This is a genomic window from Qipengyuania benthica, assembly GCF_030717865.1.
GTDB classification, from domain to species: domain Bacteria; phylum Pseudomonadota; class Alphaproteobacteria; order Sphingomonadales; family Sphingomonadaceae; genus Qipengyuania; species Qipengyuania benthica.
This window is the reverse complement of record NZ_JAVAIL010000003.1, coordinates 325,473-348,573: the sequence shown is the minus strand read 5'-3', so window position 1 is coordinate 348,573 and position 23,101 is coordinate 325,473. Positions and strand designations below refer to the sequence as shown.

25 protein-coding genes and 1 tRNA gene are annotated in these 23,101 nt (G+C 63.9%); 9 read left to right on the top strand and 17 right to left on the bottom strand.

The genetic code is table 11. The features are described 5' to 3' along the window. Positions 1-11: 11 nt before the first annotated feature. Positions 12-1,025: a P-type DNA transfer ATPase VirB11 gene (gene virB11 / locus Q9K01_RS10605; protein WP_305930221.1), complete on the top strand. Its 1,014-nt coding sequence runs from the start codon at positions 12-14 to the stop codon at positions 1,023-1,025. A 153-nt stretch (positions 1,026-1,178) separates the two neighbouring features. Further along, the gene (locus tag Q9K01_RS10600) at positions 1,179-4,064 is read left to right on the top strand and encodes a TonB-dependent receptor (RefSeq protein ID WP_305930220.1); all 2,886 of its coding nucleotides are present in this window, start codon (positions 1,179-1,181) and stop codon (positions 4,062-4,064) included. Between the two features lie 68 nt (positions 4,065-4,132). Here the strand turns inward: Q9K01_RS10600 and Q9K01_RS10595 are convergent, their stop codons facing one another. Then, the gene (locus Q9K01_RS10595) at positions 4,133-4,873 is read right to left on the bottom strand and encodes a queuosine precursor transporter (protein WP_305930219.1); all 741 of its coding nucleotides are present in this window, start codon (positions 4,871-4,873) and stop codon (positions 4,133-4,135) included. 61 nt (positions 4,874-4,934) lie between these two features. Here Q9K01_RS10595 and Q9K01_RS10590 point away from each other — a divergent pair. After that, positions 4,935-5,011, top strand: a tRNA-Arg gene (locus Q9K01_RS10590). 61 nt (positions 5,012-5,072) lie between these two features. On the opposite strand, the gene Q9K01_RS10585 is transcribed toward Q9K01_RS10590, so the two are convergent. Together Q9K01_RS10585 and Q9K01_RS10580 are read right to left on the bottom strand one after the other, a co-directional pair. Then, a complete protein-coding gene (locus Q9K01_RS10585) occupies positions 5,073-5,462 on the bottom strand; it encodes a PAS domain-containing protein (protein ID WP_305930483.1) in 390 nt (129 codons plus the stop codon). A 3-nt stretch (positions 5,463-5,465) separates the two neighbouring features. Then, positions 5,466-7,964 (bottom strand): CheR family methyltransferase, encoded by a 2,499-nt coding sequence (locus tag Q9K01_RS10580; RefSeq protein WP_305930218.1) that lies wholly within the window; start codon positions 7,962-7,964, stop codon positions 5,466-5,468. A 178-nt stretch (positions 7,965-8,142) separates the two neighbouring features. Between Q9K01_RS10580 and Q9K01_RS10575 the strand changes: the two genes are divergently transcribed. Beyond that, a complete protein-coding gene (locus tag Q9K01_RS10575) occupies positions 8,143-8,580 on the top strand; it encodes a DUF6894 family protein (protein ID WP_305930217.1) in 438 nt (145 codons plus the stop codon). On the opposite strand, the gene Q9K01_RS10570 is transcribed toward Q9K01_RS10575, so the two are convergent. Next, the gene (locus tag Q9K01_RS10570; RefSeq protein WP_305930216.1) at positions 8,577-10,019 is read right to left on the bottom strand and encodes a helix-turn-helix domain-containing protein; all 1,443 of its coding nucleotides are present in this window, start codon (positions 10,017-10,019) and stop codon (positions 8,577-8,579) included. The two genes, Q9K01_RS10575 and Q9K01_RS10570, sit on opposite strands and share 4 nt — an antisense overlap. A 219-nt stretch (positions 10,020-10,238) precedes the next feature. Between Q9K01_RS10570 and Q9K01_RS10565 the strand changes: the two genes are divergently transcribed. After that, positions 10,239-10,955, top strand: a complete 717-nt coding sequence (locus tag Q9K01_RS10565; RefSeq protein WP_305930215.1) for a Crp/Fnr family transcriptional regulator — start codon at positions 10,239-10,241, stop codon at positions 10,953-10,955. 35 nt (positions 10,956-10,990) lie between these two features. Here Q9K01_RS10565 and Q9K01_RS10560 read toward each other — a convergent pair whose 3' ends face one another. From Q9K01_RS10560 to leuC, 9 genes are all read right to left on the bottom strand, one after another. Further along, positions 10,991-12,370 carry an NAD-dependent succinate-semialdehyde dehydrogenase gene (locus Q9K01_RS10560; protein WP_305930214.1) on the bottom strand — a complete coding sequence of 460 codons (1,380 nt, stop codon included), beginning with the start codon at positions 12,368-12,370 and terminating at the stop codon, positions 10,991-10,993. 115 nt (positions 12,371-12,485) lie between these two features. Next, the gene (locus Q9K01_RS10555; RefSeq protein ID WP_305930213.1) at positions 12,486-13,262 is read right to left on the bottom strand and encodes an NUDIX hydrolase; all 777 of its coding nucleotides are present in this window, start codon (positions 13,260-13,262) and stop codon (positions 12,486-12,488) included. A gap of 314 nt (positions 13,263-13,576) precedes the next feature. After that, positions 13,577-13,909: a Grx4 family monothiol glutaredoxin gene (gene grxD, locus Q9K01_RS10550; RefSeq protein ID WP_305930212.1), complete on the bottom strand. Its 333-nt coding sequence runs from the start codon at positions 13,907-13,909 to the stop codon at positions 13,577-13,579. A gap of 40 nt (positions 13,910-13,949) precedes the next feature. After that, complete coding sequence (locus Q9K01_RS10545; RefSeq protein WP_305930211.1) at positions 13,950-14,183, bottom strand: BolA/IbaG family iron-sulfur metabolism protein; 234 nt, start codon at positions 14,181-14,183, stop codon at positions 13,950-13,952. A 4-nt stretch (positions 14,184-14,187) separates the two neighbouring features. After that, a complete protein-coding gene (locus Q9K01_RS10540; RefSeq protein ID WP_305930210.1) occupies positions 14,188-14,514 on the bottom strand; it encodes a DUF1476 domain-containing protein in 327 nt (108 codons plus the stop codon). Positions 14,515-14,584: 70 nt separating this feature from the next. Continuing rightward, on the bottom strand, positions 14,585-15,586 hold the full coding sequence (locus Q9K01_RS10535; RefSeq protein WP_305930482.1) for an NADPH:quinone oxidoreductase family protein: 1,002 nt from the start codon (positions 15,584-15,586) through the stop codon (positions 14,585-14,587). Continuing rightward, positions 15,586-16,185 (bottom strand): 3-isopropylmalate dehydratase small subunit, encoded by a 600-nt coding sequence (gene leuD / locus Q9K01_RS10530; protein WP_305930209.1) that lies wholly within the window; start codon positions 16,183-16,185, stop codon positions 15,586-15,588. The genes Q9K01_RS10535 and leuD overlap by 1 nt, the downstream gene beginning before the upstream one ends. Then, positions 16,185-16,340 carry an isopropylmalate isomerase gene (locus Q9K01_RS10525; RefSeq protein ID WP_305930208.1) on the bottom strand — a complete coding sequence of 52 codons (156 nt, stop codon included), beginning with the start codon at positions 16,338-16,340 and terminating at the stop codon, positions 16,185-16,187. The genes leuD and Q9K01_RS10525 overlap by 1 nt, the downstream gene beginning before the upstream one ends. 40 nt (positions 16,341-16,380) lie before the next feature. After that, a complete protein-coding gene (leuC, locus tag Q9K01_RS10520) occupies positions 16,381-17,817 on the bottom strand; it encodes a 3-isopropylmalate dehydratase large subunit (protein WP_305930207.1) in 1,437 nt (478 codons plus the stop codon). Between the two features lie 103 nt (positions 17,818-17,920). Between leuC and Q9K01_RS10515 the strand changes: the two genes are divergently transcribed. Genes Q9K01_RS10515 through Q9K01_RS10505 form a run of 3 tightly spaced genes read left to right on the top strand, consistent with a single transcriptional unit; the run spans position 17,921 to position 19,672 of the window. After that, positions 17,921-18,331 carry an acyl-CoA thioesterase gene (locus tag Q9K01_RS10515; protein WP_305930206.1) on the top strand — a complete coding sequence of 137 codons (411 nt, stop codon included), beginning with the start codon at positions 17,921-17,923 and terminating at the stop codon, positions 18,329-18,331. Positions 18,332-18,372: 41 nt separating this feature from the next. Further along, positions 18,373-19,164 (top strand): fatty acid desaturase, encoded by a 792-nt coding sequence (locus Q9K01_RS10510; RefSeq protein WP_305930205.1) that lies wholly within the window; start codon positions 18,373-18,375, stop codon positions 19,162-19,164. Between the two features lie 7 nt (positions 19,165-19,171). After that, positions 19,172-19,672 carry a sterol desaturase family protein gene (locus Q9K01_RS10505; RefSeq protein WP_305930204.1) on the top strand — a complete coding sequence of 167 codons (501 nt, stop codon included), beginning with the start codon at positions 19,172-19,174 and terminating at the stop codon, positions 19,670-19,672. Positions 19,673-20,121: 449 nt separating this feature from the next. Here the strand turns inward: Q9K01_RS10505 and Q9K01_RS10500 are convergent, their stop codons facing one another. The 3 genes from Q9K01_RS10500 to Q9K01_RS10490 form a co-directional block, all read right to left on the bottom strand. Then, a complete protein-coding gene (locus Q9K01_RS10500; protein ID WP_305930203.1) occupies positions 20,122-20,442 on the bottom strand; it encodes a DUF6968 family protein in 321 nt (106 codons plus the stop codon). A gap of 152 nt (positions 20,443-20,594) precedes the next feature. Then, complete coding sequence (locus Q9K01_RS10495; protein WP_305930202.1) at positions 20,595-20,984, bottom strand: hypothetical protein; 390 nt, start codon at positions 20,982-20,984, stop codon at positions 20,595-20,597. Between the two features lie 129 nt (positions 20,985-21,113). Further along, complete coding sequence (locus Q9K01_RS10490; RefSeq protein WP_305930201.1) at positions 21,114-21,449, bottom strand: hypothetical protein; 336 nt, start codon at positions 21,447-21,449, stop codon at positions 21,114-21,116. A 349-nt stretch (positions 21,450-21,798) separates the two neighbouring features. On the opposite strand from Q9K01_RS10490, the gene Q9K01_RS10485 reads away from it, so the two are divergent. Next, complete coding sequence (locus tag Q9K01_RS10485; RefSeq protein ID WP_305930200.1) at positions 21,799-22,722, top strand: serine hydrolase; 924 nt, start codon at positions 21,799-21,801, stop codon at positions 22,720-22,722. A gap of 36 nt (positions 22,723-22,758) precedes the next feature. Here the strand turns inward: Q9K01_RS10485 and Q9K01_RS10480 are convergent, their stop codons facing one another. After that, entirely contained in the window at positions 22,759-22,908 is a 150-nt protein-coding gene (locus Q9K01_RS10480) for a hypothetical protein (RefSeq protein WP_305930199.1), read from the bottom strand. Positions 22,909-23,101 lie beyond the last annotated feature (193 nt).

The window sequence follows — 23,101 nt, the reverse complement described above, 5'->3', positions numbered from 1 at the left end:
GATCACGAGCGATGAGCGCGGATATTCACACCCTCCAGCCGGGCGAGATCGAGCCGCTGCAGCCCGTCGCCGGCGAGCGCAGCGTCTATCTCGATGCCTATCTCGCGCCGTTCCGGCACTGGCTCGATCGCGACACGGTCACCGAGATCCTCGTCAACCGCCCCGGGGAGGTGTGGATCGAGGATTCCGCCCATCCCGGAATGCAGAAGATTGCGGTGGCCGAGGTCGATGACCGGCTGGTCCAGCGGCTGGCCGAACAGGTGGCGCGGGTCAGCCACCAGGGGATCAATCGCGAGCATCCGCTGCTCGGCGCGACCTTGCCCGACGGCGCGCGGATTCAGTTCTGCGGCCCGCCGGCTGCGCGCAAGCACTGGACGATGGCAATCCGTCGCCATCGCCGGCTCGACCTTACGCTCGACGCCTACGATCAGGGCCCGCTCACGCCGCGCCGCGACGAACCGCTGCCCGATCCGCACGCCGAGCCGATCGCCTTTCTGCGCGCCGCGATCGGGCAGCGGCGGACGATCCTGATCTCAGGCGGCACCAGCACCGGCAAGACCACCTTCCTCAACGCCATGCTGGGAGAAATTCCGCGGCACGAGCGGGTGGTGCTGGTGGAGGATACGCCCGAACTCAAGCTGCCGGGCGAGAACGGCGTCGGTCTGGTGGCAGTGAAGGGCGAATTGGGCGAGGCCAAGGTCACCGCCAACGAGCTGCTTCAGGCGGCGCTGCGGCTGCGCCCCGATCGCATCGTCCTGGGCGAATTGCGCGGCGCGGAAAGTGTCAGCTTCCTGCGCGCGATCAACACCGGTCATCCGGGCAGTTTCTCGACCATCCACGCCAATTCGCTGAGCGGCGCGCTCGAGCAGTTATCGCTGATGGTGATGCAGACCGGGATCGGCCTGACCCGCGCCGATACGATCGCCTATGCCGCGAGTGTCATCGACGTTCTGGTTCAACTGGGCCGTGATGCTCATGGCGGACGCGGCATCGCCGACATTTCGCTGAGCAGCGAACTGGTTTGATGGCGCCGCCGACCGGCTCTCCGGAAAACGAAAAAGACGCATAATGGAGCCTGTGCGCAACATAGCTGCGTAGAGGGTTGCCAGCAATCGGCGATCTGTTACCTTTCCGTGTCTAAGCCGCAAAAATAGACGGCTGGATGAGGAGAGGGAATTATGAGGGTTAAGGCCACCCTTCTGGCCGGCATTTGCGCCGGTGCAGTTGCAGTTCCGGTTCACGCACAATCTGCCGCCGATAGCGATCTGGAGAATCCGCGCTTCAACGCACCGACGATCATCGTCACTGCGCAGCGTCAAAACCAGACTTTGCAGGAAGTGCCGATCGCGGTCAGCGCGTTCGATGCTGAAGCGCTCGAGGCGCAGCAGATCGAAAATGCGAGCGATCTTCAACTCACGCTTCCCAACGTCTCCTTCACCAAGTCGAACTTCACCGCTTCGAGTTTCACCATTCGCGGGATCGGCGATCTGTGCGTCGGGGTGACCTGCGACAGCGCGACCGCGATCCATCAGAACGGAGCGCCGCTGTTCGGCACGCGCCTGTTCGAAACGGAATATTTCGATCTCGAACGCATCGAGGTCCTGCGCGGTCCGCAGGGCACGTTGTTCGGGCGCAATGCCACGGCAGGCGTGGTGAACGTCGTCACCGCCAAACCCGATCTGTCCGGCTTCGGCGGTGCCGCGACCTTCGAATATGGCAATTACGACAGCATCAAGGCGACCGGCATGATCAATGTGCCGGTCGGCGAAGCCATCGGTGTACGCGTGGCCGGCTTCTACCTCAACCGCGATGGCTACACGACCAATCTCTTCGACAATTCATCGATCGACGGGCGCGACATGTACGCCGTGCGCGGTTCGCTGCGGTTCGAGCCGGGCGCCAATACGACCATCGACCTGATCGGCTATTACTTCCGCGAGGACGACGACCGTCTGCGCATCCAGAAGCAGACCTGTCAGCGCGATCCCACCGGGGTGCTCGGCTGTCTGGCCAACCGTCGCGACTTCGACAGTACCAATGCGAATTCGACGCTCGCATCGGTGCTTTCTTCCTCGGAACTCTACGCCATCCAGGGCCTGCCCCCCGGCTTCGGCCTCGGCAGCATCTACGGTCCCGACGGCTTCGCCAATTTCGACGAGCCGAATGATGTCCGCACGGTAAATACGCCGTTCACGCCGGAATATTTCACCGACGAAATGATCCTCCAGGCGCGGCTGGAGCAAGCCATCGGCTCGTTCGACCTTTCGATCGGCGGCACCTATCAGGAAAACCGGGTCGATTCCCGGCAGGACTACAATTTGGGCGTGCTCGATCGCAGCGGCTATGCCGGAGCGCTCAACCAGCTGGCAGCTTTCGCCCAAGCCCCCGGGATCGGTGCCTATCTGGCACCCATTGCCAATGCCTTGATACCCAACGGACCCAACGGAATCCTGTGCGCTTCGGACAATGACGACGGCAACCGGGGCGTCTACGAAGGCAATGCCGTCTGCGCGGATGTGCCGCTGGCCTTCGATCGCTCGAACCAGGACAACAAGGCCTGGTCGGTCGAAGGAATTCTCTCGAGCGATTTCGACGGGCCCTTCAACTTTTTGGTCGGCGGCATCTACGCCAATGTGACCACGGATACGAACAGCTACTACGTCAACTCCTTCGGCCTCGATTATGCGACCGGGATATTGGGTACGTTCAGCGCGCTGGGGGCGGGCGCGCCGCCTTCCTATCTCGCGACCTCGATGTATCGCAACAACACCCGGTCGTTCGAACTGGAGAGCTTCGGCATCTTCGGCGAGGTCTATGTCGACCTCACCGACCGGCTCCAGTTCACCGGCGGGTTGCGTTACAATGACGACACCAAGGATGTCACCGCCCGCACCACTCTGGCAAACTTCCTCAATCCCTTCGGCGGCGGCGATCCTTTCGATTCGCCCTTCGTCGGCGGGTTCGATGCCGACCCGGGCACGCCCGGCAATCAGCTGGTGCAGCAGCGGTCCGTCTCGTTCGACGAGATCACCGGGCGCGCGGTGCTCGATTTCGCGGTCACCCCGGACAATCTGATCTACGCCTCCTACTCGCGCGGCTACAAGTCGGGGGGCATCAATCCGCCGCTCTCGCCCATCTTCGCGGTTCCCGAATCCTTTGGCTCGGAGATCATCGATGCGTTCGAAATCGGGTCGAAGAACTCGCTTGCGAACGGGCGGATGCAGCTCAATGCCACGGCGTTCTACTACAAATACTCAGGTCTCCAGCTCAGTCGCATCGTGGCGCGCACCTCGGTCAACGACACCATCGATGCCATCGTTTACGGTGCCGAAGTCGAGGCGGTCATCGCGCCCGATCCGGCCTGGCTGATCAACATGTCGTTCAGCTATCTCAACGCCAAGGTCGACGGTGACCAGTTCTTCTCGAATCCGCGCGATCCGGGCGGCGGCGATCCTAATGCCGTGATCATCAAGGACATCTCCAACGGTTCGCTCTGCGCGGTCACCGGTGCGAATGCCAACGCCTTCGTTGCGACGATCAACCCTGCGCTCGGGCTGCGCGGTCCGACCGCCTTCCCGAGCGATGGCGGAATCGCTTCGACCGGTGCCTTCAGCATCTGTTCCGCGCTCGAGGCGCAGGCGCAGGCGGTCGGGGCGGCGTTCGGAGGAATCCAGGTCCTGAGCCCCGGTGTCGAGGTCAACCTCAACGGCAACAAACTGCCTCAGGCGCCCGAAATGAAAGCCTCGGTCGGCGTTCAGTACACGGCCGACTTCAACAACGGCTGGTCGCTGGTGCCACGGTTCGATCTGGCCTTTACGGGCGAACAGTACGGAAACGTGTTCAACGGCAACGTCAACAGGATCGAGCCCTTCGTCCAGGCGAATGCGCAGATCCAACTGAACGGGCCCGACGATCGCTTCTTCGTTCGGGGTTTCATCCAGAACATCTTTGATAGCGACTCGGTCACCGGTCTCTATCTGACCGATGCGTCTTCGGGCAATTTCACCAATATCTTCACCCTCGACCCGCGCCGCTACGGCATCGGGGTGGGTGTGACTTTCTAGACTTTCGCTTCCTTGGGAGAGGGAGGGGGCCGGGCGCATCGTCCGGCCCTTTTTTATACCGGAGTCGGTTAGCTGCGCGTGCTGGCGAAGGGCGAGAAGTCGGTGTCGGTATCGTATATTTCGATGTCTTCGCGCCGTTTGAGCCAGCCGATCACCAGATAGGTAAAGGGCGTGAGCAACGCCTCCCAGGCGGTCTTGATCGCCCATTGCGAAAGCATGACCTGCCACAGCAATTCGGGGGGCCAGCCGGCCAGCCCATAGAAGGCGAGCGGGTAGAAGATCAGGCTGTCGAGCCCCTGACCGACCACCGTCGAGCCGATCGTGCGGCTCCACAGCGCCTTGCCCCTGGTCCAGACCTTCATCCGCGCGAGGACATAGCTGTTGGCGAACTCGCCCGCCCAGAAGGCGATCATCGAAGCGGCGACGATCCGCCAGGTGTTGCCGAACACCTGCTCGTAGGCGGCTTGCCCGGTCCAGCCGGGGGCGGGCGGGAGCGCGACCACCACCCACGCCATGAAAGCCATGAACGCGAGCGCCGCGAACCCGGTCCAGATCACCCGCCGCGCCCGGGCGTAGCCATAGACCTCGGTCAAGACGTCGCCGATGATGTAGCTGACCGGAAAGAACAGCACCCCCGCACCGAACGACCACTCGCTGCCGTCGGGCAGGGTGATGAAGGAGGGCTTGGCTGCGCCGATCAGATTGGACAGGATCAGGATGGTGACGAAAGCCGCCATCACCAGATCGTAATATCGGAAGCGCGGCGGTTCGGCGGTGGCCGGGACGGCGGGCGGCGCAGGATTTTCCATCGGGCAACGTCCTATCGCCGATTGGCGCAAAGGCAAAGCCGCGCTATTGCCCCACGGGTGCGCGCCCGTAGCTCATCTGGATAGAGCGCGAGACTTCTAATCTTGAGGCAGCAGGTTCGAGTCCTGCCGGGCGCACCATTCCCCTTCGGCTGTTTTCGTCCCGAGCCGCGGAGTTGCGTCCGGGTGATTACCGGCGGAGCTATTGGTCGGATTGCTCCGGCAAGTGCGCCAAGCGATGCTCCAACTCCTTCATCGATGTGACATCTCTGAAGGAAACTGCGGCACGGTCGCCGGGCAGGGGCGAGATCCCCAGGTCGAGCCAGCGACCGCTGTCCTTCAACTGGACCGTCGCCCGGCGCGGTTTGCCTTCGTCGAGCGCTTGGCGCACCTCGGGGAACAAGGGCGGTTCGAAGGGAGAATTCGCTTCGTCGAGCAGTTCGCCTTCCAGCGACGACCCCAGCATGCGATCGGCCGCCGGATTGGCTTCGAGAAAACGGAACCTGGACGGGTCTTCGGTCCCTGCAGCACCGATCAGCAGGAAGCCGTCTTCCATCGCCTGGAACAGCGTTCGATAGCGTTCCTCGCTGATGCGCTACCGGTCCTGGGCATCGCGGCGCTCCGTAATCTCGACGAAACTGAGCACGATCCCCTCGATACGATCCTCGACGGTTCGATAGGGGCGTAGCCGCATCATCAGCCATCGGCCGTCGCGCGTCTTTACCTCGTTCTCGATCGGGGAGAGATCGCGCAGCACGCGGCGCGCATCGTTCTCGACGCCCTCATATTCCAGCTTGTGCGTGAAATCGGTGATCGGCCGACCGACATCGCTTTCGCTGACGCTGAAGAGCTGTTCGACTGCGGGCGTCAGCATCTTGATGCGCAAGTCGGCATCGAGAAACAGAGTGCCGATTTCGGTCGCGTTGATCAGGTTCTGCAGGTCGCTATGGGCGCTGGCGACGTTGTCGAGCTTGGTCTTGAGTTCGGAATTCACCGTCTGCAGCTCTTCGTTGATCGACTGCAGCTCCTCCTTGCTGGTCTCGAGTTCCTCTGCAGTGGAGCGATATTCCTCGTTGATCGACTGCAGTTCCTCGTTGGCGATCCGCAATTCCTGCGCCGAGCTTTCGTGCTCGCGTCGACTGGCGTCCAGCCGCTCCTGCGCGCTGCGCACCTCTTCGCGCAACCGGCGGACTTCGCGCGCGCCATCTCCTTGCCCGACCTCCTCCGTCTCCTCGCCTTCCGCCACAGCGCCGCCGTCCAGAAACATGACCAGCGCCTGTGCGGCCATGTGCGGTTCGCTCGGCTGGGCGGCGACGAACATCGTCACCCGCCGTCGCTCGCCATCGAAGCCGACGTTGACGGGCAGGGTGATGTTCGCTTCCTGAGACGCGAAGGCGCGATGCAACGCGCTCCTGAGCTCTCCGCGCAGTTCGGGCCGGACGATTTCGGACAGATCGTGCGTAAGCGGGCCTGCGGGCGGCATGATGTACCGGCCGGCACCCGGCGACAGGTGAAGTATCCGCTGATCTTCGTCCACCAAGACGCTTGGCGGCGCAACGCTTTCGAGCGCGGCGGCGTGCGCTGCCACCGGAGAGCGCTCGGCACGACCGGTCGCCTGAGACGGCTTGGGCAGGTCCTTGCGGTGGCTGCGCGGCAGCTGGTTGAGCAGTTCCACCGAATGCTTGTTGCGAGGCTTGGCCGTATAGATCTGCGCATCGCGGGCGTGCGAGGCGAACAGGTCGCTGCGTGCATCCGCGCTTTCGGCCGAACCGAGGAACAGGAATCCGCCGGGATCGAGCGCGTAATGGAACAGCGCCAGCAACTGCCGCTGCAATTCGCGTTCGAGATAGATCAGCAAATTACGGCAACTGACCAGATCCAGATGCATGAAGGGCGGGTCCTTCATCGCGCTATGATGCGCGAACAGCACGAGGTCGCGAACCTCCTTGCGGATGCGGTAATGTTCGAGTTCCTGAAGGAAGAAGCGCTCGAGCCTTTCTTCGCTGAGGTCGGCCTCGATCGCGCGCGGATAGCGGCCCTCGCGCGCCGTCCGCAGCGCGCCTTCGTCGAGATCGCTCGCGAAGATCTGGATATCCGGGCGAACGCCGCGGCGCTCGGCCTCTTCCAGCATCAGGATCGCGATGCTGTAGGCCTCTTCGCCGGTTGCGCAGCCTGCCGACCAGATGCGGATCGTGCCATGTTCGCCATGGGCATCGAACAGGGTCGGGATGACCGTTTCCGCCAGTTCGGCGTAGGATTCGCGGTCGCGGAAAAAGGACGTCACCGAGATCAGCAGATCGCCGAGCAGATCCTGCGCTTCCTCCGGGGTTTGGCTGAGATAATCGGCGTAATCGCTCAGGCTGGCCTGCCGCGTCACCTCCATCCGCCGTCCGATCCTGCGGCGCACCGTCGCGCTCTTGTAGCTGGCGAAGTCGTGTCCGGTGCGCACGCGGAGGAAGGCGAGAATTTTAAAGATCTGCTGATCGGCGTCTTCTTCCGACGTCTGCTGCAAGGCCTTTTTGCTCTGCAGCGTCTCGGCGATGCGCCGGGTCAGGCCGGCGATCGGCTCGATAAAGTCGGCGACCCCGGTGGCGATCGCGCTGCGCGGCATCATGGCAAACTCGGCTTCGCGCGGATCCTGCACCAGGATCACGCCGCCGGCTTCCTTGACCTTGCGGACCCCCACCGCCCCGTCGGAGCCGGCGCCGGTCATGACCACCGCAAAGCCATCGCCGCGCGCCGCCGCGATCGAGCGGAAGAACATGTCGATCGGTGCCCGCTGACCGCGCGGCTCGGTGAACGGCCGCGCCTTGACGTGATTCCCGGTGATGGACAGCTCCCGGTCCGGCCCGATGACATAGACGCAATCGGGCTTCAGCTCGGGCGTGTCGTCGACCTGATGCACGGGCATCGCGGTACACTGGCCGAGGATTTCGGCGAGGTGACTTGGGTAGTCGGGGGCCAGGTGGACGATCACGACATAGGCGATGCCCAGATTATCGTCTATCCGGCGGAAGAATTCCTGCAGTGCACCGATACCACCCGCCGACGCACCGATCGCGCAGATCGGCGTCGGTTCGGCTTCTTGATCCACTGTTACATCCATATCCGCATCAAAGTCCTTGTGGGGAGGTTGCCGAGGGGCCGATTGTCCGTTTAGAACCGGGCCAGGAAAACCGATGTACTAGGCGGCGTGGTCCGGTTAATTGCGGCGTAACCTCGCTGACGGTAAGGCTCACCAAAGAGCCACTCGCTACAGGATATCAGCCAGATTGCCCCGTTTTTTCTTTCACTTTCACGATGGCACCTCTCAGACGCTGGATGATACCGGCGTCGAGTTCGGTTCTGCCGAGGAAGCCTATCTGGGTGCATTCGGCGCCGCGCGCGACATGTGGCCGGAACTGATCGACGCCCGGCAGGATCCCATGGGCTGCGCGTTCGAGATCGCCGACGCGCAGGGGACGGCGCTGTTTCAACTGCCGTTCGCGGAAACGCTCGAGTCCTGTCAGATGGCGCCGAAGAAGCCGGTTTCATCCGCCGAGATCCAGCGCGGCATCGATGAGGTTCACCGCCGGGTGCTGGCCGCGCGCACCGAGCTGCGGTTCGGCTTCGATAGCGCGCGCTCCTCGCTCGCCGAGGCGAAAAGACTGCTGGCTCGTCTGGATGTCCTCACTTCGCCAAGACCCCGGAAGGTGACCGAGCAACTCTAACCTCCGGCTTCGCTGTCGTCCTTCGCGCCGATCCGGTCGAGCGGAGCGAGCAGCAACCAGGTCAGACCCTCGGGCGTGAAATCCACCATCGTCTCGCCGCCAAGCGCGTGCGCGGTGTTTTCGGCGATCAGCCGACTGCCGAAACCGCTGTGCATCGGCTTGCGCGCCTCGGGGCCGCCCCGTTCCGCCCACTGCATCCACAAGCGGGGCCCCGCGGGACCGTCGATCACTTTCCACAACAGCTCGACGCTCCCGCTGTCGGTCGAAAGCGCACCGTATTTCAGCGCATTGGTCTGCAATTCGTGCAAGGCCAGCGCGATGGTCGTCAGCGCGGGAGCGGTCAATTTCAGGTCGGGTCCGCTGCAATGGATCCGGCCCATTCCCTGATGGAGGACCAGCGTTTCCTCGATCGCGCGCTTGAGCTGGCCGTGCCGCCAGTCACCCTTGGTCAGCGCGTCGATCGCCGTGCCCAGAACCGCGAGGCGCGCCAGCAGCGCCTCTCGCGCCTGATCGACGGGAACGTCGCTGCGAAGCGACTGATGGACCAGCGCCTGCGCGACCCCCACCAGATTCTTGAACCGGTGCGCCATTTCCCGGTCGCGCAGTTGAATGCCTTCCTCCTGCTCCGCGCTGCGGGAGACCTGGTCGGCGTGCGAGACGATCCGAATCTCCGGCCGGCAACCGTGGAGTTGCAAATAGCCGCTGTCGAACCCGGCCGAGCGCTCCAGACCCTTGCGATCGAGGATATGCAATTCCTGACCGCTGATCTCGATCAAGTGGCGCGCTCTGAGTTCCTGCATCGTCCGGTTCACATGGACCGGGGTGAGCCCGAGAATATCGGCAATCTGTTCCTGGGTGATCGGCCAGGAGCAGTTCGAACCGTCGGCCAGGCCGACCGATTCGAGGCGGACCATGATTTCGCACATCAGGTGAGCCAGATGTTCGCGCGCGGATCGTCGCCCGAGATTGACCGAATGTTCCGCGAGGAGCGCGTTGTCCGCCGCTCCCAGCCATCCGAAGGCGGTGGCGAGACGATGATTCTGGTCCATCTGCGCAAACAGGTCCTCGCGATGGACCGACGCGATGCGGCACGGACTGAGGCTTGCTACTCCGCAGCCCGGCGCCTCCAGATACAGCCGGTCGATGTCGAGGATGTCGCCGGGCAGGCACACGGTGACGATCTGCCGACGTCCGTCGGCAATGGTCCGATAGCGGCAGGCCCAGCCATCGAGCAGGACATGGAGGCGGTCCGAAGCATGATCCTCGGCCACGAAGTCCTTCTTCGCGGGAACATCGACGGGGCTGGAGAAGATCGTATCGAGAGCTGCAAGATCGCCGTCTTCCACCAAATCAAGTCGGCCGAGCCGTTCGAGAAAGGTATTCGACTGTCCGCCGACGCGTGACGGGGCGGAAGGAGTGGTGTAATTATTAACTTGCATCAGTTTTTCCATGGCAGTCTCGATTGCCTGCTAGCGTGATTTTATGCTGATACACTATAAAGTGTTGGGAAGGGAGTTGGGTCCGCTGGCGAACCAAACACTTATGCGCGTCGGACCGGCGACTTGTTTGAGATCTCCACCATGCTAGGATGCAGTCGGCGCTACTGGGTATCAGGGCCCGCGCCGAGGGTGACTTCCTGTCCGAAGGCGGGAGCGCACATGCTACACCAGACTCGTATCGTTTCGACCAACCGCCTGCTGCGCGGGCTGGAGAAGCACGATCTCGCCCTCCTCGAACCGCACCTGCATCGTCGCTCGGTCGAACGCGGCGGCGAACTGTTCGCGAAGGGCGAACGGATCGAGACAGTGTGGTTTCCCGAAAGCGGTCTCGGTTCGATCATGACGACCACACCCGAGGGGCTGCGCGCGGAAAACGGCCTTGTAGGACGCGAGGGTTTTCTGCCGGTTTCGATGGTGCTGGGCGACGACCGCACCCCCCATGAAGGTCTGATGCAGCTACCGGGTGAATGTCTCTCCATTCCGGCGGATGCCTTGCGCGAGGCGCTCGCGCAAAGCTCCAGCCTCCAGCTCGCGTTGTTGCGCTTCGCGCAGGTCCTGTCGGTCCAGACGGCCTACACCGCGCTCAGCAACGCGGTTCATCAGGTCGACGAACGGCTGGCCCGCTGGTTGCTGATGTGCCTCGACCGGGTGGACGACCAGGAGCTGGAACTGACCCATGATTTCCTCTCGATCATGCTGGCGGTCAGGCGACCCACCGTCAGCCTCGCCCTGCAAAAGCTCGAGGGGATGCATCTGATCAGATCGGATCGCGGCTGCGTCAGAGTGCGCGACCGTGCGGCACTCGAAGAGTTCGCAGGTGCCAGCTACGGCGCCCCGGAAGCCGAGTACGAGCGGCTCATCGGCACCTTCCGCTGATCGTCAGGTCCGCCGATCGCCGGGTCCGCCGATCGTCAGGCGCTGCCCACGAAGATGCTTTTCGCATTGGCGAACTCCTTGATCCCGAAACCGCCGTGCTCCCGGCCATAGCCGGAATTCTTGACGCCGCCGAAGGGCATCGAGGGATCGGCCACGCCGTAGGTGTTGATATACACCATGCCGGTGTCGAAATGGCGCGAGGCCAGTTCGATCGCGCGGTCGACGTTCCGGGATAGAATTCCGCCGCCGAGCCCGTAGCGGCTGTCGTTGGCGATCCGCATCGCGTCCTCGTCGTCTTTCGCCTTGATCACCGAGGCGACAGGGCCGAACAACTCGTCCTCATAGGCGGGCTGGCCGGGCGCGACATCGGTCAGGATCGAGGCGGGATAGAAGGCGCCGGGTCCCTCGGGGATCGCGCAACCGACGGCGACGGTGGCACCCTTTTCGATGCTCTGGTCGACCTGCTTCTGGAGCGTGTCGCGCAGATCGACGCGCGCCATCGGCCCCATGTCGGTATCGTCGGCATTGGGATCGCCGGTCTTGACCGCCTCGAAGCGCGCCCTGAACTTGTCCAGAAACTCGTCGTAGACCTTCTCGGTAACGATGAAGCGCTTGCCGTTGATGCAGGTTTCGCCGTTGTTGTAGAGCCGCGCATTGGCGCAGACCTTTGCAGCCAGATCGAGATCGGCGTCCTCCAGCACCATATAGGCATCGTTGGAGCCCAGCTCGAGGACGGTCGGCTTGAGCACCTTGCCCGCAGCTTGGGCGATGGTCTTGCCCGCCGTGTCCGAGCCCGTGAGCGTAACGCCGCGGACTTTCTCATGCTCGATGATGGCATCCGAGGTGTCGTGATCGATCACCAGCACGGTGAAGAGGTTTTCGGGGAGCCCGCCCTCGACGAAGATTTCCGCGAGCTTCAGCCCGCTGCCCGTGCAATTGCTGGCATGCTTGAGCAATACGCCATTGCCCGTCATCAGATTGGCGATCGCGTAGCGGGCCACCTGATAGGATGGGAAGTTCCACGGCTGAATGCCGTAGATCACCCCGATCGGCGAGAAGGTGACGATGCCGCGGCCGGCATTGCTTGGCTCGCGCTGCTGATCGGCGAGTTCGGTCGGCCCGTTGGCGGCGGTATAGTCGCAGATCGCGGCGCACAGCTCGACCTCGTCGCGGCTGTCCTTGATCAGCTTGCCGACCTCGTCGGTCATCAGCTGCGCCAGCTCTTCCTTGTTGTCGCGCAGGGCCTGGCCAATGCCCTTGATCACCTTGGCGCGCTCGTCGAGCGATTGCAGCTTCCACTTCTCGAAGGCCGCGTGGCAGGCTTCGACCCTGTCGCTCGCTTCGTCGCGGCCGATCTGTTCGTAGGATGTGAGGTCTTCGCCGGTCGCCGGATTGACGGTGGTAATCGTGCCCATGATGAATGCGTCCTTGTCTGAAAGTCTTGTCCGAGAGTTCGACGAAAGAACGGTTTCGAAGCGCCACCCGTTCCGCTTCGGTGGCGAAACCGCGATCAGCCGGTGATGGCGCGGGTCAGTCGCCGCGCATGGCGCGATCGAGCATCTCGGAGACGATGGGATAGCCGGCGTCTTCGGGGATCCTGAGCACGGGCGCCGCGCCGCTCTCGTCGACCTGCGGCGTGATGATCCGCACCGGCGTTGCCTCGGCATGCGCGCGGGCAGCGGCAAAATCGCCGAACAGCGCCAGCCGTTCCAGATTGCGCCGCGTGGGGAAAATCAGCGCGATCTCCTCGCGCTGCGCCATGGCGAGCGCGCCTTTCGCGCTGACCCAGAACAGCTGGGTGTTCTCGGTTGCATCGACTTCCACATCGACCGCGCCGGTTCCCAGATCGGCGAGATAGAAGCGGGTGTCGAAGATGCGGCTGTGCGCCATGCCCAGTGGCAGCCAGCGCGCGAAGGGAATGATAGCGTCGCGATCGATCGTCCAATCGAAACGGTCGAGCACCGGGGCGAGCGCGCCGTGCTTCAACAGCTCGGCGCGTGCATCGCGGGCGAGGGCGGCATCGATCGTCCCGCGCAGCCCCACCGCCAATCCGGTCTCCTCGAGCGTTTCGCGGATCGCGGCGATGCGATGCGCGAGTTCATCGGGTTGCTCGTCCCGCTCCAGCTGCTGCGCCAGCGCGTAGTCCGCCCGATCGACCCGACCGCCGGGGAACACCGCCATGCCGCCGGCGAAGGACATCTTTCGCGAGCGCACCACCATCAGCAATTCGGGATCGGGACCCTGGCGGCCCTCGCGGAAGATCACCAGGGTTGCGGCAGGGATCGGCTGGTCGGGCGAAGCGGTCATGGCCGCCTTAGTGCATGGCGGGTGGGCGCTTGCCAAGCTTGCAAAGCCTCGCGCTTGTCGGGAAAATTTACACCTGCAGGTCCGGCGGCTCGGGCATTAACCTTCGTGACCGGCAGGAAACCGCCTCGGAACGGATTTGGCACGAGGCGTGCAAGGATTAAGCATTCCTGATGGTCTTCGAACCGAGGCGGAGCCGCTCCTGGTCTGCGATCCCGCCTCCCCGAAAGCCCCACACAAAAGGCCCGCGTGACTTTGGTCGGTCACGCGGGCCTTTCCCGTTGTCGTTGCGATTCGGTCCGGGACTGCGGGGCGGCTCAGCCCTCCGCCTTGGCGACCTGCTTTTCGTCCATGAGCTGCTGCAATTCGCCCGCCTCGAACATCTCCATCATGATGTCGCTGCCGCCGACGAACTCGCCCTTGACGTAGAGCTGGGGAATGGTCGGCCAGTCCGAAAAGCCCTTGATGCCCTGGCGGATCTCCATGTCCTGCAAGACATCGACGCTTTCATAGGCGACGCCGCAGTGATCCAAGATGGCGATTGCGCGGCTCGAGAAGCCGCATTGCGGGAACAGCGGCGTGCCCTTCATGAAGAGAACGACGTCGCTGTCGCCGACGATGCCGGTGATACGGGAATTCACATCGGACATTGGGGTGTCCTGCCTTCCATTACGAATTTGAACAGGGGATTCAGGTGGGAGCTTGGGTCGTCAGTTGCAAGGCGTGGAGCTCGCCGCCCATTCTGCCGCCCAGCGCTTCATAGACCAGCTTGTGCTGCTGGACCCGGCTCTTGCCCGCGAATTCCGGCGCAACGACATGCGCGGCGAAATGGTCGTTGTCGCCGGCCAGGTCGCGGATCTCGACCTGCGCCTGGGGCAGTGCATGCTTGATCAGGCGTTCGATTTCTTCGGCAGGCATCGGCATTGCTTCAGCCCTGCTCGCTCATGAACTGGCGGCGCGCCTCGATCGAGCACTCCTCCAGCTTGATGCGAATATCCGCCTCGGTCACATCGTTCGCGGCTGCGGTCAGATCGCCCAGCAGCTTGCGGACCACATCCTCGTCGCCCGCCTCTTCGAAGTCGGCCTGGACGACCGCCTTCTTGTAAGCGTCGGTTTCTTCGGGGGTGAGGTCCATCAGTCCCGCCGCCCATTCGCCCAGCAGACGGTTGCGCCGCGCCGCGATCTTGAAGGCGGTTTCCTCGTCCATCGCATATTTGGCTTCTTCGCCGCGCTGGCGATCCTTGAAATCGGTCATGGTGATCCTCGTGGGGCAGATGCAATCGGCCCGGGGATAGGCCTAGCGGCTCCCTCCGGCAACCGGATTGTCAGCCGGGCATCGTCACCACCAGCTTGCCGATCGCGCCGCGATTTTCCAGCTTGGCGATGGCTTCGTGGGCGCGTTCGAGCGGATAGGTCTCGCTGACCATCGGGTTGATCTTGCCTGCCTTCCAGAGATCGAACAGCTCGGCGATGTTGGCGGCGTTCCGCTGCGGTTCGCGTGCGGCCCAGGCGCCCCAGAACACGCCGCGGATGTCGCAGCTCTTGAGCAGGGTGAGGTTGAGCGGCATCTTGGCGATCCCGGCGGGGAAACCGATCACCAGAAAGCGCCCTTCCCAGGCGATCGCGCGCAGCGCGGGCTCGGAATAATCCCCGCCGACGATGTCGTAGACGATATTCGCCCCATCGGGCCCGACCGCAGCCTTGAAATCGCTTGCGAGCTGCTTGGATTGGTCCTTGTCGAAGGGGGCGCGGGGATAGATCACCACCTCGTCGACACCCGCCTTGCGCGCGACCTCGCCCTTTTCCTCGGTCGAGACCGCAGCGACGACGCGGCAGCCATAGGCCTTGGCGAGTTCGACCGCCGACAGTCCGACCCCGCCGGCTGCACCGAGCACCAGCACGGTTTCGCCCGCTTTGATGTCGCCGCGATCCTTCAACCCGTGGATGGTGGTGCCATAGGTCATCAGCAGCGCGCTGGCTTGCACCAGGTCGATGCCCTCGGGCACCTTGAACAGCCGTGCAGCTGCGACGGTCACCTTCTCCTGCAGGCCCCCGCTGCCTGTGCCGCACATCACCCTGTCGCCCACTACGAACCCTTCGACGCCCTCGCCGAGCGCCTCGATCGTCCCCGAGATTTCGCCGCCCGGGGCGAAGGGCCGGGGCGGCTTGAACTGGTACATGTCGCGGATGATCAGCGTGTCTGGGAAATTGATCGCGCAGGCGGCGACTTTGACCAGCACCTCACCGGCGCCGGGCTTGGGATCGGCAATCTCCTCGACCACCAGCGTTTCGGGGCCACCGACCTCTTTGGACAGCACGGCTTTCATCATGAATTCTCCCTCGGATTGTCGAGCCAGGGCAGCGAGGCGGCCCGGCTGCGTTCATAGGTGGAAATGGCGGCATCGCGCGCCAGCGTCATCCCGATTTCGTCGAGTCCATGCGACAGGCAATGCTTGCGGAACGGATCGATCGCGAAAGCGAACCGATCCTGACAGGGGGTTGCAACGATCTGGCTATCGAGATCGATCGAGATCGGGTGCTCGCGCGCTACCTCCATCAGCCGGTCGATCTGCTCCTGCGGCAGCTCGACCGCGAGGATGCCGTTCTTGAAGGCGTTGCTCGAAAAGATGTCCGAGAAGCTGGGCGCGATCACCGCGCGGATGCACCTATCGAGCAGCGCCCAAGCGGCATGTTCGCGGCTCGAACCGCAGCCGAAATTGTCGCCCGCGATCAGGATCGGCGCGCCGAGATTTTCGGGCCGGTCGAACACGTTTCCGGGTTCGGCCCGCACGGTCTCGAACGCGCCTTGCGCCAGCCCTTCGCGGGTGATGGTCTTGAGCCAATGCGCGGGGATGATGATGTCGGTGTCGACATTCTTCGCGCCAAAGGGGATCGCCCGGCCTTCGATGTTTGCGACCGGCTGCATCAATCGGTTTCGGGGTTCTCGCCCGAAGGGGGAATCGGCCCCGGCTGCTCGGGCCGGTTCTTCTTGCGATTGGATACATAGAGCATCGCCGCGGCGATGGCGGCGGAACCGATGGCGCCTGCGATGGCGGCCTTGCCTGTTTTCTTGCGTGTCATGCGGTTCTCATGGGGCAGCGGGGACGGGGCTGGCAAGGGGTCATTCGGCCAGCAGTTCGCGGACATCCGTCAGCCGCCCGGTGACCGCTGCGGCGGCCGCCATCGCCGGGCTGAGCAGATGGGTGCGCGCTCCGGGACCCTGTCGGCCGACGAAATTGCGGTTGCTGGTCGAGGCGCAGCGTTCGCCGGGGGGAACCTTGTCGGGGTTCATCGCGAGACAGGCCGAACATCCCGGCTCGCGCCATTCGAAGCCGGCCGCGGTGAATATCCGGTCGAGCCCCTCGGCCTCGGCCTGACGCTTGACCAGCCCGGAGCCCGGTACCACGATCGCCCAGCGGACCCCGGCGGCCTTGGCTCGTCCTTCGAGCACCCGCGCGGCGGCGCGCAGATCCTCGATCCGGCTGTTGGTGCAACTGCCGATGAAGACGTTTTCGATCGCGATATCGGCGATCCTGGTGCCGGGTTCCAGCCCCATGTACGCAAGGCTCTTCCGCGCCGCCTCGCGTTTGGCGGGGTCGGCGAAGCTGTCGGGCGAAGGGACGCTGCCGCCGACCGCGACCACGTCCTCGGGACTGGTCCCCCAGCTCACCGTGGGCTCGATCGCGCCCGCATCGATGACCACGCTGCGGTCGAAACGCGCACCCTCGTCGCTGCGCAGCGAGCGCCACCAGGCCAACGCGCGGGTCCAATCCTCGCCCTTGGGAGCATAGGGGCGGCCTTCGAGATAGGCGAACACCGTTTCGTCGGGGGCGATCAGTCCGGCGCGCGCGCCGCCCTCGATGCTCATGTTGCACACCGTCAGCCGGCCTTCGACGCTCATGCTCTCGAACACGGCGCCGCGGTATTCGATCACATGACCGGTCCCGCCTGCGGTGCCGATGCGGCCGATGATGTGGAGGATCAGATCCTTGGGGGTGACCCCGGGGCCGAGCGCGCCTTCGACCCGCACCTCCATCGTCCTGGACGGCGCGAGCAGCAGCGTTTGCGTCGCCAGCACATGCTCGACCTCGCTGGTGCCGATCCCGAAGGCCAGCGCGCCGATCCCGCCATGCGCCGCGGTGTGGCTGTCGCCGCAGACGATGGTCGCGCCGGGCAGCGAGAAACCCTGCTCGGGGCCGACCACATGGACGATGCCCTGTTCGGCGGCGGTCGCCGCGATATAGCGCACGCCGAACTCGGGGGCATTGCGTTCCAGCGCAGCGAGTTGGGCCGCGCTTTGCGGATCGGCGATCGGCAGCGGCGTGCCGTCGGGCGCGAGCCGCGGGGTGGTCGGCACATTGTGATCGGGCACCGCCAGCGTGAGGTCCGGCCGGCGCACCTTGCGACCAGCGAGCCGCAGCGCCTCGAAGGCCTGCGGACTGGTGACCTCATGGACCAGGTGCCGGTCGATATAGAGCAGGCAGGTGCCATCCTCGCGCCGCTCGACCACATGGGCGTCCCAGATTTTCTCGTAGAGTGTGCGCGGTTTGCTCGCCATAGGGGGCCAGTTTTGCGGCATGGCGGCAACAGGCGCAATCTTTCCTCGCCCAAGCAATAGCCGTGTCATGGAAAAGAAAGGTATCAACGCCTAACTAACACATATGTCAGCAAAGCCATTCGCCTTTCCGATCACCGTCGTGCCCGACGACATCGACTTCATGGGCCACGTCAACAACGCCCGCTATCTCGGCTGGGTGCAGGATGCGGTGCTGGCGCACTGGCGCAAACTCGCGCCCGCCGAAGAGGTGGCGAGCAAGGCCTGGGTCGCGCTCAAGCACGAGATCACCTATCGCAAGCCCGCCTTTCTCGAGGACGATGTCATCGCGCAGACCGTGCTCGAGAGCTTCAAGGGCGCGCGCGCCTTCTATTCCACGGTCATCCGCCGGGGCGAGGAAGTGCTGGCCGAAGTGCAATCGGCCTGGTGCTGCATTCATGTCGACACCCACCGCCCTGCCAGGATCGACGACGGGATGCGCAGCATCTTCTTCCCGGGCGAGGACTCATCGAACTGAGCGCCTGCCTCGCATTGTCGCGGCGCGGCTGACCGGCGCCCATGACGCCCGCTCCCGCCGCCCCCCTTCCGGCGCGCCGCCCGCGAGCCGCGCAGGGCGCGATCGGCCTCGCGCTGGCCGCCGCGATCGTCGCGAGCTGGCTGGCGCTCCATCTCTACGCGATGTTCGCTTTCGACCTGACCTGGAGCAGCCTGCCGCTCGCGCTGGGCATCGCCATGCTGCAATGCTGGCTCTCGGTCGGGCTGTTCATCGTCAGCCATGATGCGATGCACGGCTCGCTGGTGCCCGGCGGCGGAGGGATCAACGGCGCGATCGGCGCAGGTCTGCTGTTCCTCTATGCCGGCTTCGGCTGGCGGCGGATGCGCGATGCGCATTTCGCGCATCACAAGGCCCCGGGCTCGGCGCGCGATCCCGATTTCGACGCCGCCAACCCGACCCGCTTCTGGCGCTGGTACGGCACGTTCCTGAAACGGTATTTCGGGTTGGGCTCGGCGCTGTTCGTGTGCTGCGTGGTCACGCTCTACTGGGTGGTGTTCGCGGTTCCGGTCGCAAAGATCGTCCTGCTCTACGGGCTCCCGGCGATCGCCTCCTCGGTGCAATTGTTCTATTTCGGCACTTTCCGCCCGCACCGCCATCACGATACGGCAGAGGGCGAGGCCGGCTTCGCCGATCGCCACAACGCCCGCAGCGAGGCCTATGGCACGCTGGCATCGCTCGCATCCTGCTTCCATTTCGGCTATCACCACGAGCATCATCGCGCGCCCGATGTCCCGTGGTGGGGGCTGCCCCGCCTGCGTCGGCCAGAGCCGCAATCGCGCAACCGGAGCAAGTGAGACAAGCATGACCGTCCCCGCCATCATTCTGACCGTCGCGCTGGCGGTGCTGGGCATGGAGGTGTTCGCCTGGTGGGCGCATAAATACGTCATGCACGGCTGGGGCTGGGGCTGGCACCGCGACCATCACGAACCGCACGACAAGACGTTCGAGAAAAACGATCTCTATGCGGTCACCTTCGGCACGATCGTGTTCTTCATGTTCCTTGCCGGCTATCTCTATTCCGAATTGCTGTGGTGGGTCGCTTTCGGGATCACGCTTTACGGTGTGATCTACACGCTGGTGCACGACGGGCTGGTGCATCAGCGCTACTTCCGCTGGGTGCCCAAGCGCGGCTACGCCAAGCGGCTGGTGCAGGCGCACAAGCTCCACCACGCGACGGTGGGCAAGGAAGGCGGAGTGAGCTTCGGCTTCGTCTTCGCGCGCGACCCGGCCAGGCTCAAGGCCGAATTGAAGCGCCAGCGCGAGGCGGGCATCGCCGTGGTCCGCGACAGCGCGGGCGGCTGAGCGCCGGACCGGAGCGCGAGCCTGGCGAGGGACCGGAGCAAAGCCACACCTTAGTCTGACACGGAAGCGGGTTTTACGCGGTTCCGCCCTTGCGGATTCGGCGCTGTTTTTCAGCGGCTTGCGCGTAGCTCTCGCAACCCCGCCGTGGCTTTCGTCAGCGCCAAACCTACAGGGATGTGTGGCTTTCCGATTACCCGCCCTGCCGCGCGATTGCGCGGTCCGCGGCGAATCCAACAAGGCGGGAGAGAGGGCCATCGGGCGAGTGTGGCAAATCGCGCGCGTGTAGGAAAATGGCGCGTGACCGGCGTGGCGCTGAACCGTGCCCTAGCTGTGCTGTCGCCGTCGGTCGCTGGACCGGATATCGGCGAAACGAGCCCCATCGGCCGTGGGCCGACTGCTCCCGGGTACGCTTTCGCGGGTGCGAATGGCTTGGTCCGAGTGGTTCGCGGTCATTCGACCGGAGGTCGGCCAGAATCATACAGAGGGCCAAGACCCCAGCCCGGCGGCAGGTCCAGATCGGTTTGGTCCAAATAGGTCAGGGTTCCGGCCTTGAAGTAGTCGCTCTCTTCCAAATCCAAACGAGCCCTCCGCATCGCAAGCATCAAAGCTTGGATGCTGTCGATCCCGGCAGTTTCCTGGCTGCTGATCCGGTCCGGCCATTGGATCCGCCAACGGCAGCGATACTCACCTCCGGGGGCAAGATATGGCGCTTCGAAGTGCGCCAATACTTCGCCCTCCGGTGCTGAAAAAGTGCGTTCGACGAATGCCATTGGATCGCTTTTATGCCACCCAGCGACAATGTCCGCAAATGGGTCGTAAGCTGCGATGCAGCTTTTGGCACAGAATCGCAGAAAGCCGCCAGTCCGCTTTTGGTGACCAGCGACCGAGGCGCGAACGTCCGAAATTGGTGGGAAGCGGAAATTCAGCGCGGCGCTGACTCGAGTGCCTCTGCCTCGCGCAGCAATGACTGCAATTCGCCTTGCCCGACGTCTGCGTACTTGCTTGCTCGCTCTCTAATCGAGTCTAGGTGCGGGTCTGCTATCCGGATCGAAACAAAATCGTCCCAGTCCCACTCGCCGCCAGTCCCATCGATGAACTCGCGAAGATAGCCTACAACCTCTTCCGGTGTGCGATTCATAGGACGCTCAAACGGCAACATCACCAGCTTCAATAAAACAGCAACAGGGATGATGACAGCCGCAGCTAGAACGCCCCACACGTTCTGCCAAAAGGTGTTTTGAGGTGAGATTAGGCTCCGGTGCATATCCCGATATACTAGAGCCAGCTCGAATGTCCGCAACTGGGTCGGCATCAGAAATTCCGCGTCTGGCAGAATTGAGGTGATAGCTGCCCGGCAGTTGCAGGATCGAGCCGCTCCGCCCCGAATGACTGAAAGTGGGTGGAAAGCTGTCGGTAGCTATGGGGGGTATTAGCCTTGCGATTAAGACTGCTTGTCCTCGCCCTTCAGCGAAAGGCCAACTTCAGGTGTGCGGCCTTCGAAAAGGCGCACGCGAAAATGCCAGACAATCAAGCCAAGCGCCACCAGAGAGATAATTGGGCCGAAATTGCCTGCCCGAAGGCCCTCGATCAGCTTGATGACCTGATCGACCAGCAGCACGCCGATAAACGCTAAGAGAATGGGCTTGCGGTAGCGGCGCAATATCGGACTGATCATATCGCGCTTGCCCAGCACCCGAAACAGGATCGCAAAACCCGCGAACACCCCCATCAGGCTGATCAGGATCGCCGCGACGATGAGAAGAGGGCTCCAAACCATTTGCGGAAGGTATCCCGAAACGGCACCTTTGCCAATGGTGATGCTCTACTCGCGAGAATGGACATCATCCTTACTGCGAATGTCTGCATCTGGGTCGTTTGCTGCCGGTCCGGTTCGGGGCCGGGGTGGCGGGTAGCTCTGCATCGAGGACAGCGAAGCGATACACAGCCGGGCTTGGCAGCAGCGCAGATCGTCGCTTTCGCCGCGCGCGGCAGGACGGGAGTTGCTATCCCACCTCTCAGGCAATCAGCCACGGCACCGCACTCAGGACTTGTTCACGCTTTCGCGTTAGAGCATAAGGTATGGCAGTCTTGCCTTGTACTTCAATCGGTTGGTGGGAGAACTGACGATGCGGAAATTCGGTTTTGGCGCCTGGCTCGCTCTGCTGCTGGTTGCGCCCTCGGCGATGGCCAGCGCCCAGCCGCTCGAGTTTCAGCCGCACCAAATCCAGCAGCTCGAGCTGCGGCATCTGGAGCAGCGGCTCGCCACCACCGCGCGGGAAAATCCCGGCGAATACGGGATCGCCGCGCTCGATCTGGCCACCGGTCAGACGATCGGGGTCAATGCCGACATGGCCTTTCCCATGGCGAGCACGATGAAGATCGCGGTCGCCGCGGCCTATCTCGCCGAAGTCGATGCCCGGCGGCGCTCGCTGGGTGAGACGATCGGCGCTTCCACCGCCTACGAGCTGATGGATCGGATGATGGTCCGCAGCGACAACCGCGCGACCGACGAGCTGATCGCCACGCTCGGCGGCCCGGCGGCGATCCACCGCTGGCTGCGCGGCCATGGGCTCGAGGGTATCCGCGTCGATCGCGACATCGCCGATCTGCTCGCGGCGCGTCGCGATCTGTGGGATGTGCGCGATTCCAGCACCCCGCTGGCCATGCTCGAGCTGCTCCGCCTGATCGATGGCGACCGGGCGCTGAGCGCGCAGAGCCGCGCTACGCTGATGGATATGATGCGCCGCTGCGCGACCGGATCCAATCGCATCCGCGGGCTGATGCCGCCGGGCACGGTGGTCGAGCACAAGACCGGCACGCTCAATCGCTATACGACCGATGTCGGCTTTGTGACCCTGCCCGACGGCCGCCGTCTTGCGGTCGCCTTCTTCGCGCGCGGCGGCGACAACCGCCCGGCGGTGATCGCCACCGCCGCGCGTGCGATCTACGATGGCTTCGCGCCGCGATTGGCCGCCGCCAATCCTGCGCCCGGCACGGTGCAGACCACGCTCCAGGGCGGCGGACGCGCCTTGCTCAGCGCGGAATACTGAGCCGGAGCGGCCCAGCGCTCGCTGCGCCCGCGACGGTCAGAAACCGAGCAGGCGCCGCAGCCGCCGCGGCTCGTCCTCCATCGGCAGCACCCGACCGTGCTTCATCATCCTGAGGCTCGCGTCGCTATAGGGCCGGGGCACCGACCATGCGTCGGGACTGCTGCTGCGATAGCTTCTGAGCGACATGGCTAGGCTCCTTGTTCTACGATGAAACGTTCCTCATGTAGGACGAGCCGAGCTGAATGACCCCTGAATCCAAGCGGCTGCCTCGCTGCGCAGCGCGCGGCGCAAAAGAACATTTTCAACCGGGTAGAGGGTGGACCTCAGACCGGCCGGGCGAGCACCCAGGGGGCGCTCGCGCGGCAAGCGATGAAAGCCG